This window comes from Streptococcus sp. KHUD_018 (genome assembly GCF_054861215.1).
This window is the reverse complement of record NZ_CM142176.1, coordinates 2,075,287-2,092,435: the sequence shown is the minus strand read 5'-3', so window position 1 is coordinate 2,092,435 and position 17,149 is coordinate 2,075,287. Positions and strand designations below refer to the sequence as shown.

Annotated in this window: 13 protein-coding genes and 2 tRNA genes; 10 read left to right on the top strand and 5 right to left on the bottom strand. The window is 35.4% G+C overall.

Going from position 1 to position 17,149, the window contains the following annotated elements; all coding sequences use genetic code 11:
- Nucleotides 1-40: 40 nt before the first annotated feature.
- The 5 genes from comC (at nt 41) to ACVBD2_RS10545 (ending at nt 2,459) form a co-directional block, all read left to right on the top strand.
- Nucleotides 41-166, top strand: a complete 126-nt coding sequence (gene comC / locus ACVBD2_RS10565) for a competence-stimulating peptide ComC (RefSeq protein ID WP_125449715.1) — start codon at nt 41-43, stop codon at nt 164-166.
- Nucleotides 167-188: 22 nt separating this feature from the next.
- Nucleotides 189-1,508 (top strand): competence system sensor histidine kinase ComD, encoded by a 1,320-nt coding sequence (comD, locus tag ACVBD2_RS10560; RefSeq protein WP_125449717.1) that lies wholly within the window; start codon nt 189-191, stop codon nt 1,506-1,508.
- Nucleotides 1,505-2,257: a competence system response regulator transcription factor ComE gene (gene comE, locus ACVBD2_RS10555; protein WP_000866080.1), complete on the top strand. Its 753-nt coding sequence runs from the start codon at nt 1,505-1,507 to the stop codon at nt 2,255-2,257. The genes comD and comE overlap by 4 nt, the downstream gene beginning before the upstream one ends.
- A 51-nt stretch (nt 2,258-2,308) precedes the next feature.
- Nucleotides 2,309-2,380, top strand: a tRNA-Glu gene (locus ACVBD2_RS10550).
- Nucleotides 2,381-2,385: 5 nt separating this feature from the next.
- A tRNA-Asn gene (locus ACVBD2_RS10545) sits at nt 2,386-2,459 on the top strand.
- A gap of 37 nt (nt 2,460-2,496) precedes the next feature.
- Here ACVBD2_RS10545 and ACVBD2_RS10540 read toward each other — a convergent pair.
- A complete protein-coding gene (locus ACVBD2_RS10540) occupies nt 2,497-3,039 on the bottom strand; it encodes a TetR/AcrR family transcriptional regulator (RefSeq protein ID WP_000665080.1) in 543 nt (180 codons plus the stop codon).
- A 128-nt stretch (nt 3,040-3,167) separates the two neighbouring features.
- Between ACVBD2_RS10540 and ACVBD2_RS10535 the strand changes: the two genes are divergently transcribed.
- A complete protein-coding gene (locus tag ACVBD2_RS10535; RefSeq protein WP_461685774.1) occupies nt 3,168-5,810 on the top strand; it encodes a YhgE/Pip family protein in 2,643 nt (880 codons plus the stop codon).
- Between the two features lie 21 nt (nt 5,811-5,831).
- Here the strand turns inward: ACVBD2_RS10535 and ACVBD2_RS10530 are convergent, their stop codons facing one another.
- Nucleotides 5,832-8,384 carry a YfhO family protein gene (locus ACVBD2_RS10530; protein WP_461685773.1) on the bottom strand — a complete coding sequence of 851 codons (2,553 nt, stop codon included), beginning with the start codon at nt 8,382-8,384 and terminating at the stop codon, nt 5,832-5,834.
- Nucleotides 8,385-8,445: 61 nt separating this feature from the next.
- Nucleotides 8,446-10,068 (bottom strand): ATP-binding cassette domain-containing protein, encoded by a 1,623-nt coding sequence (locus tag ACVBD2_RS10525; protein ID WP_033605771.1) that lies wholly within the window; start codon nt 10,066-10,068, stop codon nt 8,446-8,448.
- A gap of 195 nt (nt 10,069-10,263) precedes the next feature.
- On the opposite strand from ACVBD2_RS10525, the gene trpS reads away from it, so the two are divergent.
- A complete protein-coding gene (gene trpS / locus ACVBD2_RS10520; protein ID WP_000165453.1) occupies nt 10,264-11,289 on the top strand; it encodes a tryptophan--tRNA ligase in 1,026 nt (341 codons plus the stop codon).
- Between the two features lie 161 nt (nt 11,290-11,450).
- Complete coding sequence (gene guaB / locus ACVBD2_RS10515; protein ID WP_461685772.1) at nt 11,451-12,929, top strand: IMP dehydrogenase; 1,479 nt, start codon at nt 11,451-11,453, stop codon at nt 12,927-12,929.
- Between the two features lie 49 nt (nt 12,930-12,978).
- On the opposite strand, the gene recF is transcribed toward guaB, so the two are convergent.
- Both recF and yaaA read right to left on the bottom strand, forming a co-directional pair.
- Entirely contained in the window at nt 12,979-14,076 is a 1,098-nt protein-coding gene (gene recF / locus ACVBD2_RS10510) for a DNA replication/repair protein RecF (protein ID WP_461685771.1), read from the bottom strand.
- A gap of 2 nt (nt 14,077-14,078) precedes the next feature.
- Complete coding sequence (yaaA, locus tag ACVBD2_RS10505; protein ID WP_125449731.1) at nt 14,079-14,447, bottom strand: S4 domain-containing protein YaaA; 369 nt, start codon at nt 14,445-14,447, stop codon at nt 14,079-14,081.
- A gap of 160 nt (nt 14,448-14,607) precedes the next feature.
- Here yaaA and yfmF point away from each other — a divergent pair, with 160 nt between their 5' ends.
- Nucleotides 14,608-15,858 carry an EF-P 5-aminopentanol modification-associated protein YfmF gene (gene yfmF / locus ACVBD2_RS10500; RefSeq protein ID WP_461685770.1) on the top strand — a complete coding sequence of 417 codons (1,251 nt, stop codon included), beginning with the start codon at nt 14,608-14,610 and terminating at the stop codon, nt 15,856-15,858.
- Entirely contained in the window at nt 15,855-17,138 is a 1,284-nt protein-coding gene (gene yfmH, locus ACVBD2_RS10495) for an EF-P 5-aminopentanol modification-associated protein YfmH (RefSeq protein WP_125449733.1), read from the top strand. Before yfmF ends, yfmH begins: the two co-directional genes overlap by 4 nt.
- The last annotated feature ends 11 nt before the right edge of the window (nt 17,139-17,149 follow it).

The following is a 17,149-nucleotide window of genomic DNA, read 5'->3' as shown; positions in this document are numbered from 1 at the left end:
TAAGTTAATTTACAAGAAAAACAATACAGGAGATTTTATTATGAAAAACACAGTTAAATTGGAACAGTTTAAAAAGCTTACGGAGAAAGAATTGCAGGAGATTCAAGGTGGGGAAAGGAGAATTCCAGACGTAATACGTAGTCTTCTTTTTCAAAAAAGAAAATAATTAAAAATTAGGGTAGGAAATAATGAATTTATTCGGATTGGCAATAGTTATTCTAGGTCTTTTTATTCTTAGCAGAAATTATGAATGGATTTGTAAAACAACTAAAAAAGAATTATATGTGTTCAGCATTTGGCTATTTATATTACAGTTAGTAGTTGAATTTTTCTTTTATTTTGTATCTTTACATGGATTAGGGGGAGAGAAATTTTTATTCCCTTTAGTGATATATGGTTATTTAAGAGGATTAAAGAAATATGATAAGTATAAAGGAATTTTTATTAGTTTATTAATTTCTCTTTTATATCACACTACCCATACATTCATATCGGTAACTTTATCCTCTATAACAGGAGATCAATTAGCATTACAACATGAAGATCTTTTCTTTTTGGTAGTTTTGTTATTAACCTATTTTATAATTAAAAAAATTATTACCTATTTCAACCTAGAACTTAAATATTTTGACAAAGAATATCTCTATTCTTTTTTGAAAAAAGTGCTATATGTATTTATCTTCCTGCATATCGTCTCTTTTATTTCAGATATCGTGAGTACTATTTCTCATTTAAATAGTTTTGGAAGTATTTTATCATCCGTAGTTTTTGTTGGGCTCCTTTTAACCTTCTTTGCAATGAACTCTTACAAGGTTCAAATTGAAAAAGAGATTGCTCTAAAACAAAAGAAATTTGAACAAAAACATTTACAGACTTATACTGACGAAATTGTGGAGTTATATAATGAAATTCGAGGTTTTCGTCATGACTATGCAGGGATGCTTGTCAGCATGCAAATGGCGATTGACAGTGGAGATTTACAAGAAATTAACAGGGTTTACAATGAAGTCCTAGTAAAAGCAAATCAGAAATTGAGGTCAGAAAAATATACTTACTTTGATTTAAATAATATAGAAGATTCTGCTTTACGAAGTTTAATTGCTCAATCGATTGTCTATGCACGAAAAAATGATGTAGAGTTTACATTGGAAGTAAAGGATATCATTACTAGACTGTCAATAGATTTACTTGATCTTGTTCGTATCATGAGTATTTTATTAAACAATGCTGTTGAAGGTGCCGCAGATAGTTACTTGAAACAAATTGAAGTCGCAGTCATTAAAATGGATTTTGAAACAGTTATAGTCATCCAGAATTCATGTAAAATCACTATGACGCCTTCAGAAGACTTATTTGCCTTAGGTTTCTCTACCAAGGGAAGAAATAGAGGTCTAGGGCTTAATAATGTCAAAGAGATTTTAGATAAGTATGACAACATTATTTTGGAAACAGAGATGGAAGACAACACATTTAGACAAATTATTAGATTTAAGAGGGAATTCGAATGAAAGTATTAATTTTAGAAGATGTTATTGAGCATCAAGTGAGACTAGAGAGAATATTGAATGAAATCTCGGAGGAATCAAATATTCCTATTTCTTACAAGACAACAGGAAAAGTTCGTGAGTTTAAGGAATATATTGAAAACGATGAAGTAAACCAGCTTTATTTCCTAGATATCGATATTCACGGAATTGAGAAAAAGGGTTTTGAAGTGGCACAGTTTATCCGCCATCACAATCCTTATGCTATTATTGTCTTTATTACCAGTCGATCTGAATTTGCTACTTTAACTTATAAGTATCAGGTATCAGCTTTAGATTTTGTAGATAAGGACATCAATGATGAATTGTTCAAAAAACGTATCGAGCAGAGTATCTTCTATACCAAAAGCATGCTGCTTGAAAACGAAGATGTTGTAGACTATTTTGATTACAATTATAAGGGAAATGATTTGAAAATCCCCTACCATGATATTCTGTATATCGAAACAACAGGTGTTTCTCATAAGTTGCGGATTATTGGTAAGAATTTTGCCAAAGAATTCTATGGAACCATGACAGATATTCAGGAAAAGGACAAACATACCCAGCGCTTTTATTCTCCTCATAAATCTTTCCTAATCAATATTGGAAATGTTAGAGAAATTGATCGAAAGAATCTAGAAGTTGTCTTTTATGAAGATCATCGCTGCCCCATCACTCGTTTGAAAGTCCGCAAACTAAAAGATATTCTAGAGAAAAAATCTAAAAAGTGATTGACAATTAGTAAGAAATTGATATAATGGTTATATCTGCTACAGATAGATGGTCCGTTGGTCAAGGGGTTAAGACACCGCCTTTTCACGGCGGTAACACGGGTTCGAATCCCGTACGGACTATTTTATCCGCCATAGCTCAGTTGGTAGTAGCGCATGACTGTTAATCATGATGTCGTAGGTTCGAGTCCTACTGGCGGAGTCAGATAAAAAAGAACACCATTGGTGTTCTTTTTCTTTTAGTTGACATCACCTAACATTTTCATAAGGAAGTCAGTCATTTCTTGCGGACTTTCTTTTTTTCCGTGAGCAATCCAAGTCTGGCAAACACCAAATAGGGCATTTGTTAGATAAATACTGCTGTATTCTAATTCTATTGGAGTGAGTTGTAGTTTCATAAAGCGTTTCTGAAGGTCGGTGCTAAGCATAATGTGAAGCTTATTTCTCAAGAAATTTTGGATTTCTTTTGTTCCATTTTCAGACAAGAGAGCAGCTAATAGTGGTTCAGACTCTAAATATTCAAACACTTCTAAAATAGCATCTCTTTTGTGATGAGCATGTTTTTGGAAAATATACTCAAAGGTATGAAATAGCTTACTTTGGTAGAGTTCAATCATATCATACTTATCCTTGTAGTGAGTGTAAAAGCTGGAACGACTAATTCCGGCTTTTTCTGCTAACTTGACAGTAGAAATTTGATCAAAGGGCTGGTCCATCAATAATTGAACCATGGCATTTTCGATAATTCGTTTTGTTTTTAAACGTTTGTTACTTTCTTTCATAATTTCTCCTCGTACACAAAAATAGACTATATGTCTAAAAAAGTATTTTTTATCTTGTAATTTAGATTTTTTAATGTATAATCTATTATATCAAAAATTTAGACAATATGTTTAAAAAAGGAGGAAATATGTTTAAAGAATGGAAAGAAATTTTTAAAAAACCGACCTTTATCATTGTAATGATAGGGATTTCTCTCATTCCAGCTTTATACAACATTATATTTTTATCGTCCATGTGGGATCCATATAGTCAAGTATCGGAGTTACCTGTGGCAGTTGTCAATAAAGATAAGGAAGCTTCTTATAATGGACAGACTATGACAATTGGTGAAGACATGGTGTCTAATTTAAAAGAAAATAAGGCTTTAGATTTTCACTTTGTTAATGAAGAGGAAGGGGAAAAAGGGCTAGAAGATGGTGACTACTACATGGTAGTGACTTTACCAAGTGACTTATCTGAAAAAGCTACTTCTATCCTAACGAATCATCCTGAACAGATGCAAATTGATTATCAGACGTCAAGTGGACATAGCTTTATTGCAAGTAAGATGAGTGATTCTGCAATGACACAATTAAAACAAACCGTCTCCACTAATGTTACCGAAACGTATACCAAGGCTTTATTTCAAAAAATGAATGACTTAAAGTCTGGGATAAATAAGGCAGCTGACGGAAGTGAACAATTGGCTAATGGAGCCAATCAGTTGGTGACGGGAAGTCAAACATTGACGACAAATCTTAATACTCTAGCTAACTCAAGTGTAACTTTTTCAAATGGAGCGGAGCAGTTTACTAAAGGATTATCCTCTTATGTCTCTGGTGTTGAACAACTTCATCTTGGCTTAGGGAATTTTAATAGTGGTTTAGTTACATATACTGGTGCAGTGAGTCAATTAGATAGGGGATTAGGTCAATTATCTTCTAAAAGTCCTGAATTAGTAAGAGGAATCAATCAGTTATATACTGGTGTAGAATCCTATACTGGCGGTGTTTCTCAGCTTAATGCTGGTCTTAATCAATTTTCATCTGGTGTTAGTGCCTACACCAATGGAGTGGGAAGTCTTGCAACAGGTGCTAATCAGTTATCTAATCAATCAGCTACACTTCGAATGGGGGTGGAGCAATTAAGTGAAGGGATTCAACAACTTTCTAGCAAGTTAGATGCTTCGTCTGGGAAAAAAGATCAAATTAATCAATTATCTTCTGGTCTGAATCAGTTAAATCAAGCTATTCAAAATATTGATGTTGGAGATACAAAACAATTAGATTCTGTTTTATCAAGTATAGTATCTCTTTCTAATCAAATGTTAGCAAGTGCTCAGTCTGATAAAGCAGCTACATTAGCAAATATTCAATCGACAGCAGCTTATCAATCCTTGACAAGTGAGCAACAAGCTGAGATAAGTGCTTCTGTATCTCAAAATTCGACTGATAGTATTCAATCGGCTCAGTCAATTATAGCTTTAGTACAAGGTTTACAGGGAAGTTTAGAAAACTTACAAAATCAATCTTCAAATCTTTCGACGTTAAAAAATCAAGCTAATCAAGTATTACCTATTGCTTCTACTTCTTTGACAGGATTGTCAAGTGGATTAACAGAAATACAGGGAGCACTGACGAGTAAATTAGTTCCTGCTAGTCAGTCGATTGCATCAGGTGTAAATGCATATACTGCAGGTGTTGATAAAGTTTCTCAGGGCGCAAGTCAACTAAGTGAAAAGAATTCCACCTTGACAGGTAGTTTGGATCAACTAGTTTCAGGCTCAAACACCTTGACACAAAAATCTTCTAGCTTGACAGCAGGAGTTGGTCAATTAGTTGAAAAAACTCCAGAATTAGTATCTGGTATTGAAAAATTATCAACTGGCTCTAACCAATTGAATCAAAAGAGTCAAGAATTAATGGCAGGAGTTGATAAATTACAATCAGGATCTGGTCAATTAGCAGACAAATCCAGTCAGTTACTTTCAGGTGCTTCTCAATTAGAGAATGGATCTAATAAATTGGCAGATGGATCTGGGAAACTTGCAGAAGGTGGAACAAAGTTAACTTCTGGATTGGAAGATTTACAGGCAGGAGTTGCTTCTTTAGGACAAGGACTAGGTAATGCTAGTGATCAACTCAAATCAGCATCAACAGAATCTAAAAATGCAGAAACATTATCTGATCCACTAGTTCTCTCAAAAACAGACAATGACCAAGTTCCTGTAAATGGGATTGCTATGGCTCCTTATATGATATCAGTCGCTCTCTTTGTCGCTGCATTATCAACAAATATGATTTTTGCTAAATTACCTTCAGGTCGTCATCCTGAAACTCGCTGGGCTTGGTTCAAATCTCGCTTTGAGATAAATGGAGTTATAGCTGTTTTAGCCGCTGTCTTAGTCTATGGTGGCGTTCATCTTATTGGTCTAACAGCAAATCATGAAATGAGAACCTTGTTCTTAATTATTATCGCAAGCTTAACATTTATGTCTATGGTAACTGCATTAACAACATGGAATAGTCGCTTAGGTGCTTTCTTCTCTCTTATTTTGCTATTATTGCAATTAGCATCAAGTGCGGGAACTTATCCACTTGCTTTGACAAATGATTTCTTTAAAGCTGTTAATCCTTGGTTACCAATGAGTTACTCTGTATCAGGCTTACGACAAACAATCTCTATGACAGGAAATATTCATCATCAAGTAATTTTCCTTATTATAACTCTAGCTTTCTTTACTGCTTTAGGTATGCTAGCTTATCAACCTAAGAAAATGGAAGAAGATTAAAAAGATTGGCCAAGAAATTGGTCAATCTTTTTCTGTCTTAGATAAATTTCTTCTGTGATTATAGATCCCAAAAAGAAGAAGGGCAGTTAGTGAGCAGGCTGCTCCAATAACAAAACCATTGGGGATAAAGGAAAGTGTAATAGTGCCTTTTCCTTTTGGAACATCAACTTTCATAAAACCAGTCTGAGCCTGCTTGATTTCAAGTTTTTTCCCATCTTGGTATGCAGACCAACCTTTGTCATAAGGAATAGTGAAGAAAATAGAGGTATCTTGTTTTACTTCATATGTAGCAAAGACTTTATTTTTAGAGGTGGATACTTCTACAGGTTGTTCTTTAATCTTTTGAATTGCCTCAGTAAGAGCCTGAGTATCTAAACGATAGAAGGTTGGAGATTCAAAGGACACCTGAGAATTTCCAGGGAAACTAACACTGATATTGAAAGTTTTTTGTTCTTCAGTATAACCCAAATTAAAGAAATTAAATGCATTGTCAGTTGTAAAAGTCTTTTTTTCACCGTTGACAATGATGTCAACTTTCTTTTGTTTATCATTAGTAAAATGAAGATTTGAAAAAGAGAGATAGACTTGGCTATTTTGAGGAACCTCAATTTGATAATCAATCTTTGCATCTTCATTCGCAGAACCTGTGATGCTCGTTAAACCATCTGAAGTGTCTGTTTTATCAGATGTTATTTGGGAGAAGTAATCTAAGTTGAGATTAGCAAGCTGGTTTATAAATAAAGCCTGATTATCTAGAGTGTGATTGTTAAAGTTTACATCTTTGTAAATAGATTGAGTAGCAAAGACAATGGGTAAAGAGAGTTGATTTTTATATAAGGTTAAATGATCCTTTTGATAAATCTCTTGAAAGCCATACTTATCAAGTGAATTTTCAGAAATATTGTACTGGATTCCAAATAAACTATCTGCTAAAAGACTATTATTTGCATAACGGAGATTGAGGTTGGTTCCAGAGGATTTGAATCCCAGTTTATCCAAACTAGTGCTAGCTGAACGATTTCGTACAGACGAAAATTGAGAGATTCCATTGTAGTTAAATTTCATACTGTCATTTCCAGTCTGAATTTGCAGTTTTTCAGTACGTGTAAATGGATTGTCAATTTGGTTTAGAATGGATTCTATAGCGGTGATATCTCTATTATAGGCGCTGCGAGAAGCAAAGGCCCATTCTTTAGCTATTCCTTCCATTTGAGATAAAGCATTTAAGCTTATCTCAGCTGTTATAAATAAAGACAAAAGAATTGCAAACAGATTTACAGAGATAAATTTTCTAATGACTGCAAGAAGTAAAAGAGCATAAACCAGTAGAAATTCAAGAGTGAGTAGGATATTCAAATCAGTTAAAAAAGAGTAGTGTAATTTAAAGTATACAGTAGCCAAAAATCCTGTCAGTACAAGAAAAAGTGAGACAAATAGATTCCAGAGCTTCAGTTCTTTCAGACGATTTAAGACTTCTGCTGCAGTATAAATCAACAGAGTAGAAAAAATCCAAGCATAGCGATGCAAAAACATATTTGGGGTATGCATCCCTTGCCAAAACAAATCAAGTGCCTCTATGTAAAAGCTTGATATTAAAAAAATAAAGAAAATTACATAGGTAAGTTTCACGTGAAACCTTATGGATTTTATTGTGAAAAATAGAATGGTTAAAATAAAAGGAAGCAATCCAACAAAAATCATTGGTATAGATCCATATTTAGTTGTATCAAAAGATCCAATGAATTGTTTTGCGAAAATATCCAGATACCAGCTACTGTCTGTTTTTAATTTTGTGATGGTAGTCAACTTCTCACCATGAGTTTGTAAATCAAACAGTGTAGGAAGAGTCATGATCAAACTAGCCATTCCTGCTAAAAAGGAGGTAATAACAAAATCAAGAAAAGATGATTTTCGAGTTTTAAAGTCCCAAGAAATTTGACAGAGATACCAAAAAATAAGAAACAAAGCTGTCATGTAGCCAAAATAATAATTTTGAATAAACAAGATTGACAGACTTGTAAAGTATAGTAGGTGCTTCTTTTCTGTTATAAGCATGTGTAAGCCAGTTATAATTAAAGGAATCAAGATGAAAACATCTAACCAGGTTTTTATCTCTAACTGACTGACAGTGAAGCTCATTAAAGCATAGGAAGCTGATAAGGCCAGTTTTAAAAATTTTGGGGTATCTTTAAATAATCTAGTCAAACTAAAGAAGGTTGACAGACCAATCAATCCAAATTTTAATAGAGTGGTCAGATAAACAGCATCTGGCATATTCGACAGATTAAAAAAGTAAACCAGAGGTGAGAGAAAACTACCCAAGTAATAACTAGATAGAGCATAGAAATTCAGTCCGAGGCCACTTGTAAAGGTGTAAAACAAACTACCATTTCCATGTAAAATATTTCGTAAAGCCACATCAAAAATAACGTATTGATGGAAACCATCTCCTAATAGTGGAGATGTATCGCTATTCCAGTAGATACCTTGAGTTAGGTATACTCCGGTCATAATTACTAAAGGAATGATGAAAGAAACAAAATAGGTCCAATATGTTTTAAAAAATGATTTCATGTTACCTCGTAGAATGATAGAAAACTCAGTTGGCTACCCCAACTGAGTTTTGAAGTCTTATTTAGTCTTTCCAAAGTTCTTTGACTTTTGCTTGTACTTCTGCATTTTCTAGGAATTCATCGTAGGTTTCATCGATACGATCGATGACGCCATTCTTAGACAAAACAATAATATGGTTTGCCAAAGTTTGAATGAACTCGTGGTCATGGCTGGCAAAGATGATTGATTCTTTAAAGTTTTTCAATCCATCGTTCAAGCTTGAAATAGATTCCAAATCCAAGTGATTTGTTGGATCATCAAGTACAAGGACATTTGATTTCAAGAGCATGAGTTTTGAAAGCATGACACGCACTTTTTCTCCTCCTGACAAGACGTTTACAGGTTTGTTAACCTCATCACCAGAGAAGAGCATACGACCAAGGAAACCACGTAGAAAGGTATTGTCATCTTCTTCTTTACTTGCAAATTGACGCAACCAGTCAAGGATTGACTCTCCACCTGCAAAATCAGCCGAGTTATCTTTTGGCAAGTAAGAACGGCTAGTAGTAACTCCCCACTTGACAGTTCCTTCATAGTCGATGTCACCCATGATTGCACGAATTAATGCAGTAGTTTGGATATCATTTTGTCCAATAAGAGCAGTCTTATCACCTGGACGCAAGATGAAACTAATATTGTCTAGAATAGTTTCACCATCAATCTTTACAGTTAGGTTTTCTACTGTCAAGAGATCATTACCAATTTCACGCTCTGCTTTAAAGTTGATAAATGGATATTTACGACTAGATGGCACAATTTCTTCTAGTTCAATCTTGTCAAGCATTTTTTTACGAGACGTTGCCTGTCTTGACTTAGAAGCGTTGGCAGAGAATCGAGCAACGAATTCTTGCAATTGTTTAATTTTTTCTTCCGCTTTGGCATTACGGTCTGCTAGCAATTTAGCAGCAAGCTCAGAAGATTCCTTCCAGAAGTCATAGTTTCCGACATAGAGTTTGATTTTTCCAAAGTCAAGGTCGGCCATATGAGTACACACTTTGTTGAGGAAGTGACGGTCATGGGATACAACGATAACGGTGTTATCAAAGTCAATCAAGAAATCTTCTAGCCAAGTAATTGATTGGATATCCAAACCGTTAGTTGGCTCGTCCAAGAGAAGAACATCTGGTTTGCCAAAAAGTGCTTTAGCAAGGAGAACCTTCACCTTGTCACCATTGGCCAATTCGCTCATGTTTTGATAGTGCAACTCTTCTGGAATATTTAGGTTTTGAAGTAATTGAGATGCTTCACTTTCTGCTTCCCAACCTCCAAGTTCTGCAAATTCACCTTCAAGTTCGGCTGCACGAACCCCGTCCTCGTCTGAGAAATCTTCCTTCATGTAAATAGCATCTTTTTCCTTCATGATGCTATAAAGTTTTTCATTTCCCATAATGACGACATCAATAACTCGCTCATCTTCATAGTCAAAATGATTTTGACGGAGAACAGAGAGGCGTTCATCTGGACCAAGAGAGATGTGACCAGTTGTTGGCTCAATATCACCAGCTAAGATTTTTAAGAATGTAGACTTCCCAGCACCATTAGCACCAATTAATCCGTATGTATTTCCTTCTGTAAATTTGATATTGACATCATCAAAAAGTTTGCGATCACTAAAACGTAGTGAAACATCAGATACTGTAAGCAATGTTTTTCTCCTATAATATGTAATATATTTATTCTACTAGAAAAGAGAGAAATATTCAAATTTTTGTTTGTCAATTTTATGTCAATTAAGTTTACAGTTTTGTTTACAATGAGTTAGTTGTTTGATTTAAATAATTTTCTGTTATTTTAACAAAAAAATGCTATAATTGAAGAGACCATTTCGAAGGAGAAAAAAATGACGAAACCCATTATTTTAACAGGAGATCGCCCAACAGGAAAACTGCATATTGGACATTATGTTGGGAGTCTTAAAAATAGAGTATTACTGCAGGAAGAAGACAAGTATGACATGTTTGTTTTTTTGGCGGACCAACAAGCATTGACAGATCACGCCAAAGATCCTCAAACGATTGTAGAATCGATTGGGAATGTTGCCTTGGATTATTTAGCAGTTGGATTGGATCCAAGTAAATCAACTATCTTTATTCAAAGTCAAATTCCAGAGTTGGCTGAATTATCTATGTACTATATGAATTTGGTTTCACTAGCTCGTTTGGAACGGAATCCGACAGTAAAAACAGAGATTGCTCAGAAAGGATTTGGAGAAAGTATTCCGACAGGATTTTTGGTTTATCCAATTGCGCAAGCAGCTGATATCACAGCCTTTAAGGCTAATTATGTTCCTGTAGGAACAGACCAAAAACCAATGATTGAACAGACTCGTGAAATTGTTCGTTCTTTTAACAACGCATATAACTGTGATGTTTTGGTGGAACCAGAAGGTATTTATCCAGAAAATGAGAGAGCAGGACGTTTGCCTGGTTTAGATGGAAATGCCAAGATGTCTAAATCCCTTAATAATGGTATTTATCTAGCTGATGATGCGGATACCTTGCGTAAAAAAGTCATGAGCATGTATACTGATCCAGACCATATTCGAGTCGAGGATCCAGGTAAGATTGAAGGAAATATGGTTTTCCATTATCTAGATGTTTTTGGTCGTCCTGAAGATGCTCAAGACATTGCTGATATGAAAGAACATTATCAACGAGGTGGTCTTGGCGATGTGAAGACGAAACGTTATCTACTTGAAATACTCGAACGCGAACTTGGTCCTATTCGTGAGCGCCGTATCGAATTTGCTAAGGATATGGGTGAAGTGTACAATATGCTTCAGAAAGGTAGTGAAAAAGCTCGTGAGGTTGCAGGGCAAACTCTATCTGAAGTTAAGGGAGCAATGGGACTAAATTATTTTAAATAATAGATAAAATATGAATCGTAAAACTATCTCTTCCATAGAATCACAGGGATAGTTTTTTATGTTTTCTGTTATAAATATAATTGACAAATTTTCATAGAATGGTATGATAGATACAATACAAAAAGAGTCAAGCTCAAAAAGAAAGAAAAGAGGAAACTTCAATGTCTAATTGGGATACTAAATTTTTGAAAAAAGGTTTTACCTTTGATGATGTATTGCTCATTCCAGCAGAAAGTCATGTTTTGCCTAATGATGCGGATTTAACAACAAAATTGGCAGATAATCTGACTTTAAATATCCCAATTATAACAGCCGCGATGGATACAGTCACAGAAAGTCAAATGGCTATTGCCATTGCTCGTGCGGGTGGTCTTGGAGTAATCCATAAAAATATGTCTATTGCGCAACAGGCAGATGAAGTTCGCAAGGTAAAACGTTCTGAAAATGGTGTTATTATCGATCCATTCTTCTTGACTCCAGAACATACTATTGCTGAAGCAGACGAGCTGATGGGACGTTACCGTATCAGTGGTGTTCCAGTTGTGGAGACACTTGAAAATCGAAAATTGGTTGGTATTCTAACAAACCGAGATCTTCGCTTTATTTCAGACTACAATCAGCCAATCTCAAACCACATGACCAGTGAAAATCTTGTCACTGCTCCTGTTGGTACAGATCTTGCAACAGCTGAAAGCATTCTTCAAGAACACCGTATTGAAAAACTTCCTTTGGTAGACGAAGAAGGTCGTCTTTCTGGCTTGATTACTATTAAAGATATTGAAAAAGTGATTGAATTTCCAAATGCGGCTAAAGATGAGTTTGGTCGTCTTCTAGTTGCTGGTGCGGTAGGTGTCACTTCAGATACATTTGAACGTGCCGAAGCCCTTTTTGAAGCAGGTGCTGATGCAATTGTTATTGATACTGCTCATGGTCACTCTGCTGGGGTTCTACGTAAAATTGCTGAAATTCGTGCTCACTTTCCAGACCGCACTTTGATTGCAGGTAATATTGCAACTGCAGAAGGAGCGCGTGCCCTCTTTGATGCTGGTGTTGACGTAGTAAAAGTTGGAATCGGACCAGGTTCTATCTGTACAACTCGTGTCATTGCAGGGGTTGGTGTCCCACAAGTAACAGCAATCTACGATGCAGCTGCAGTCGCACGTGAATATGGAAAAACAATCATTGCAGATGGTGGAATCAAGTACTCTGGAGATATTGTGAAAGCCCTTGCTGCAGGTGGAAATGCAGTTATGCTTGGTTCTATGTTTGCTGGAACAGACGAAGCGCCAGGTGAGACGGAAATCTTCCAAGGACGTAAGTTTAAGACCTACCGTGGTATGGGATCAATCGCTGCAATGAAGAAAGGTTCAAGTGACCGTTACTTCCAAGGTTCTGTCAATGAAGCAAACAAACTCGTTCCAGAAGGAATTGAAGGTCGTGTTGCCTATAAAGGTGCAGCAGCTGATATTGTCTTCCAAATGATTGGTGGTATTCGCTCTGGTATGGGTTACTGTGGTGCAGCTAACCTTAAAGAATTGCATGACAACGCTCAATTTATTGAAATGTCGGGTGCAGGTTTGAAAGAAAGCCATCCTCATGATGTACAAATCACTAATGAGGCGCCAAACTACTCTATGTAAGAAGAAAAGAACTCCTGAATTTTAGGAGTTCTTTTTGTTTACAAAGTTGTCAATGTGGGTTTGCAGATACTTTACTATTTTGGATATTGAAGATACTAAGATTTTCTGGCAAATTTTGCAAGTGGTCTAAACTTGTTGTTGTGATAAAGGTTTGGATAGATTGTGAAATCGTTTCTAATAATTTTAGTTGTCTAGTGTTGTCAAGTTCACTCATAACATCGTCAAGTAGTAATATTGGAGATTCTTTAGTAATACTTTCCATTAACTCTATTTCTGCTAATTTTATAGAGAGTACAAGACTACGATGTTGACCTTGACTTCCAAAACTAGCATCTATACCATTGATATAGAAAGTAATGTCATCTCGATGAGGGCCGACACCAGTATTCTTTTTATATAAATCTCTTGATCTACTTTTCTCTAAAGCAATTTTAAAAGAACTTGTTAGCTGTTTTTCATCAGTGAAGTTGACAGATGATTGATAAGATATTGACAACTCTTCTAATTTATTTGAGATTTCTAAGTGTTTTATTTGACCAAATTTCTCTAAGTCTTTAATGAATTTTATCCGATGTTTTATGACGCGACAACCATACTCTACTAACTGTTCATCTAAGACCGACAGAAATGTTTCGTCAATCTTATGGTTAGATTTTAGATACGTATTTCTTTGCTTGAGTATATGGTTATAGTTTGACAGGTCTGACAAGTAGATTGGTTTAATTTGTCCCAATTCTATATCTATAAACTTTCGGCGAATGGAAGGTGCTCCTTTAATTAGCTGGAGATCTTCAGGTGCAAAGAGGACAACATTCATATGTCCGATATAGTCTGATAGGCGAGCTTGTTTTAAGTGATTGACTTTAGTCACCCGCCCTTTTGGTGTTAAATCAATTTCTAGAGGGATAGAGCTTGTTTTTTTCTGTAGCAAGCCAGAAAGATGAAGTTGCTCTTCATCAAAATGAATGAGATTTTTATCTGTCCGAGTACGATGACTACGTGTCAAGGCTAAGAAATAGATTGCTTCTAGAATATTAGTTTTTCCTTGTGCATTTTGGCCTAAAAAGACGTTCAATTTTGGATTAAAATCAATTTTTGCCTCTTTGTAATTTCGAAAGGTTTTAATTGTTAAATGTTGAAGCCACATAGTTATCTTCCTGGAAAACGTGGAGCTTGTTTGAATTTAGGTGATGAAGTAGTTTTTTGTTTTTCTTTCTTGACACCTTTATTCATCTCTTTGACAAGTTTAGCAATTCGTTCTTTTTCAATCTTATCTGCTTGGTATTCTTCTTGCTCTTTTAAACTTGGTTGTGTCAAGGTGATGTCAATCTTTAAATCAGGAATGTCAATCGTATCTCCAACACGAATTTTTTTTCCACGTCTATTTTCTAATTCACCATTAAAGTAAACTTGATGCTCTATTAGAAAGGATTTGATAGCACCACCGCTTTGTATAATTCCAATCTCTTTTAGGAGGGCTTGGAGCGTAATAAATTCTTCAAATAATTTGTATTCCATAATTCACCTCAATCTTTGGTATTATACCATATTTTCCCTGAAATAGCTGAAGGAAAGTCAGTCGAAATGAAAACGATTTTACTTTTGAAAGCTATAAAGAGAACAAGAAAAATTTTGATTTTCGTGGTATAATAGAACTCTATATGTAAGGAGGTAAGGTATGGAGTTGGTGCCTGGAATTTCAGCACATTTTATTCAATCCAAAAAGTTTAAAACAAATAAAATCACTATTCGTTTTACTGCTCCCTTATCTCTTGAGACAATAGCAGGACGCATGTTAAGTGCAAATATGTTGGAGACGGCAAATCAAGCTTATCCCACATCACAAGCATTTCGCAGATACTTGGCAAGTTTATATGGAACAGATATTTCCACAAGTGCTTATCGTAGGGGACAGGCACATATTCTTGACTTAACATTTACTTATGTGAGGGATGATTTTTTAAGTAAAAAGAATGTCTTGACTTCTCGAATTTTGGAATTGGTGAAACAGACTTTATTTGCTCCCTTAGCTCAAGATGGTGCTTTTGAGCCAGCCTTATTTGAAATTGAAAGAAAACAGTTATTGGCTAGTTTAGCTACTGATATGGATGATTCATTTTATTTTGCTCATAAGGAGTTGGATAGCTTGTTCTTCCATGATGAGCGTCTTCAATTGAGATACAGTGATTTACGAAATAGTATTTCAAATGAGTCTCCGGAAAGTAGCTACACTTGCTTTCAAGATGCTCTGAAAAATGATCGAATTGATTTCTTTTTCTTGGGTGATTTTAATGAAGTAGAAGTGAAGGAGTGGTTGAGGTCATTCTCCTTTACTGGGCGTCAAATCGATGTCAAGCCTCAGTACCAACAACCATATTCAAATGTCCTTCGGGAAGGAATGGTTCGTAAGAATGTGGGCCAATCTGTTTTGGAATTGGCTTACCATTGTTCTACGAGCTATGGAGACAAGCATCATTTGGCCATGGTAGTAATGAATGGTCTGTTAGGTGGTTTTGCTCACTCTAGGCTTTTTACAAATGTTCGGGAAAATGCTGGTCTAGCCTACACTATCTCCAGTCAATTGGATTTATTTAGTGGTCAATTGAGGATGTATGCTGGCATTGATCGGGAAAAGCGCAATCAAGCCAGAAAACTGATGAATCATCAATTACTTGAACTAAAGAAAGGTAATTTTACAGATTTGGAGGTTGAACAGACTAAGGAGATGATTCGCAGAACCTTATTGCTTGCGCAAGATAGTCAGAGCTCACTAATCGAGCGAGTTTATTTGAATAGTCTGTTAGGGAAATCTACATCAGATTTTGACAGTTGGATTGAAAAATTAAATCAAATTGACAAAGAAGCTATCTGTAAAGCAGCAAATAGTGTTCGGTTACAAGCGATATACTTTATGGAAGGAATAGAATGACACCAGTTACCTTTGAAGAAAAATACTATCCTGCTGTAAAGGAGACGGTTTATCAGACTCGTCTATCAAATGGATTGACAGTATCTCTCCTTCCTAAGAAACAATTTAATGAAGTTTACGGAGTTGTAACAGTTCAATTTGGATCAGTAGATACAAACTTTACATTATCTGAAAAAGGTTTACAGTGTTATCCAACTGGAATTGCACATTTTCTTGAACACAAACTGTTTGAGAGAGAAAATGCTGAAGATATTATGGAGTCTTTTACACGCTTGGGAGCTGATAGCAATGCTTTTACAAGTTTTACAAAGACGAGTTATTTGTTTTCAACAATAGATCATTTATCAGAAAACTTGGATTTGCTTGAAGAATTGGTAACAGTTGCTCACTTTACAGAAGAGTCAGTTGAGCGAGAGCGGGAAATCATTCAACAAGAACGTGAGATGTACCAAGATGATCCAGATTCGCGCCTGTTTTTTGCAACATTAGCAAATCTTTATCCCAATACTCCTCTGGCAGCAGATATTGTTGGAAGTGAAAAGTCAATTAACAATATCCAGCTAAATGACTTAAAAAATAACTTTACAGCCTTTTACAAACCTGTAAATATGTCTTTGTTTTTAGTTGGGAATTTTGATGTAGATACAGTTAAGAACTATTTTTCGCAAAAGAAACTTAGAAACTTGGAAGAAATGGTAGTAAGGAAGGAGAAGCTTACTTTACAAGCTGTCAAAGAAAGAGATAACCTTCGGATGGAAGTCTCTTCACCAAAACTTGCTGTTGGAATTAGGGGAGCAGGTGAGGTGGCAGCAGAAGATTGCTACCGTTATAATATTTTGCTAAAATTATTGTTTACGATGATGTTTGGTTGGACTTCTGAGCGATTTCAAAAGTTATATGAGAATGGGAAGTTAGATGCGTCATTGTCACTTGAGGTTGAAGTCAACAGTCGCTTTCATTTTGTGATATTGACGATGGAAACGAAAGAACCTGTTTCGTTGTCGCATCAATTTCGAAAGGCTATTCGCAACTTTACGAAAGATTCAGATCTTACAGAGGAACATCTGGATCTTGTTAAGAGTGAGATGTTTGGGGAATTTTTCAGTAGTATGAACTCCTTGGAGTTTATTGCGACACAGTATGAACCAGTCGACAGAGGAGAAACTATTTTGGATTTACCAAAAATTTTACAAGAAATTACTTTAGACGATGTTCTTGAAGCAGGTCATCGTTTGATAGATGATGGTGATCTAGTTGATTTTACAATCTTTCCAACCTAAAAGATGACTAA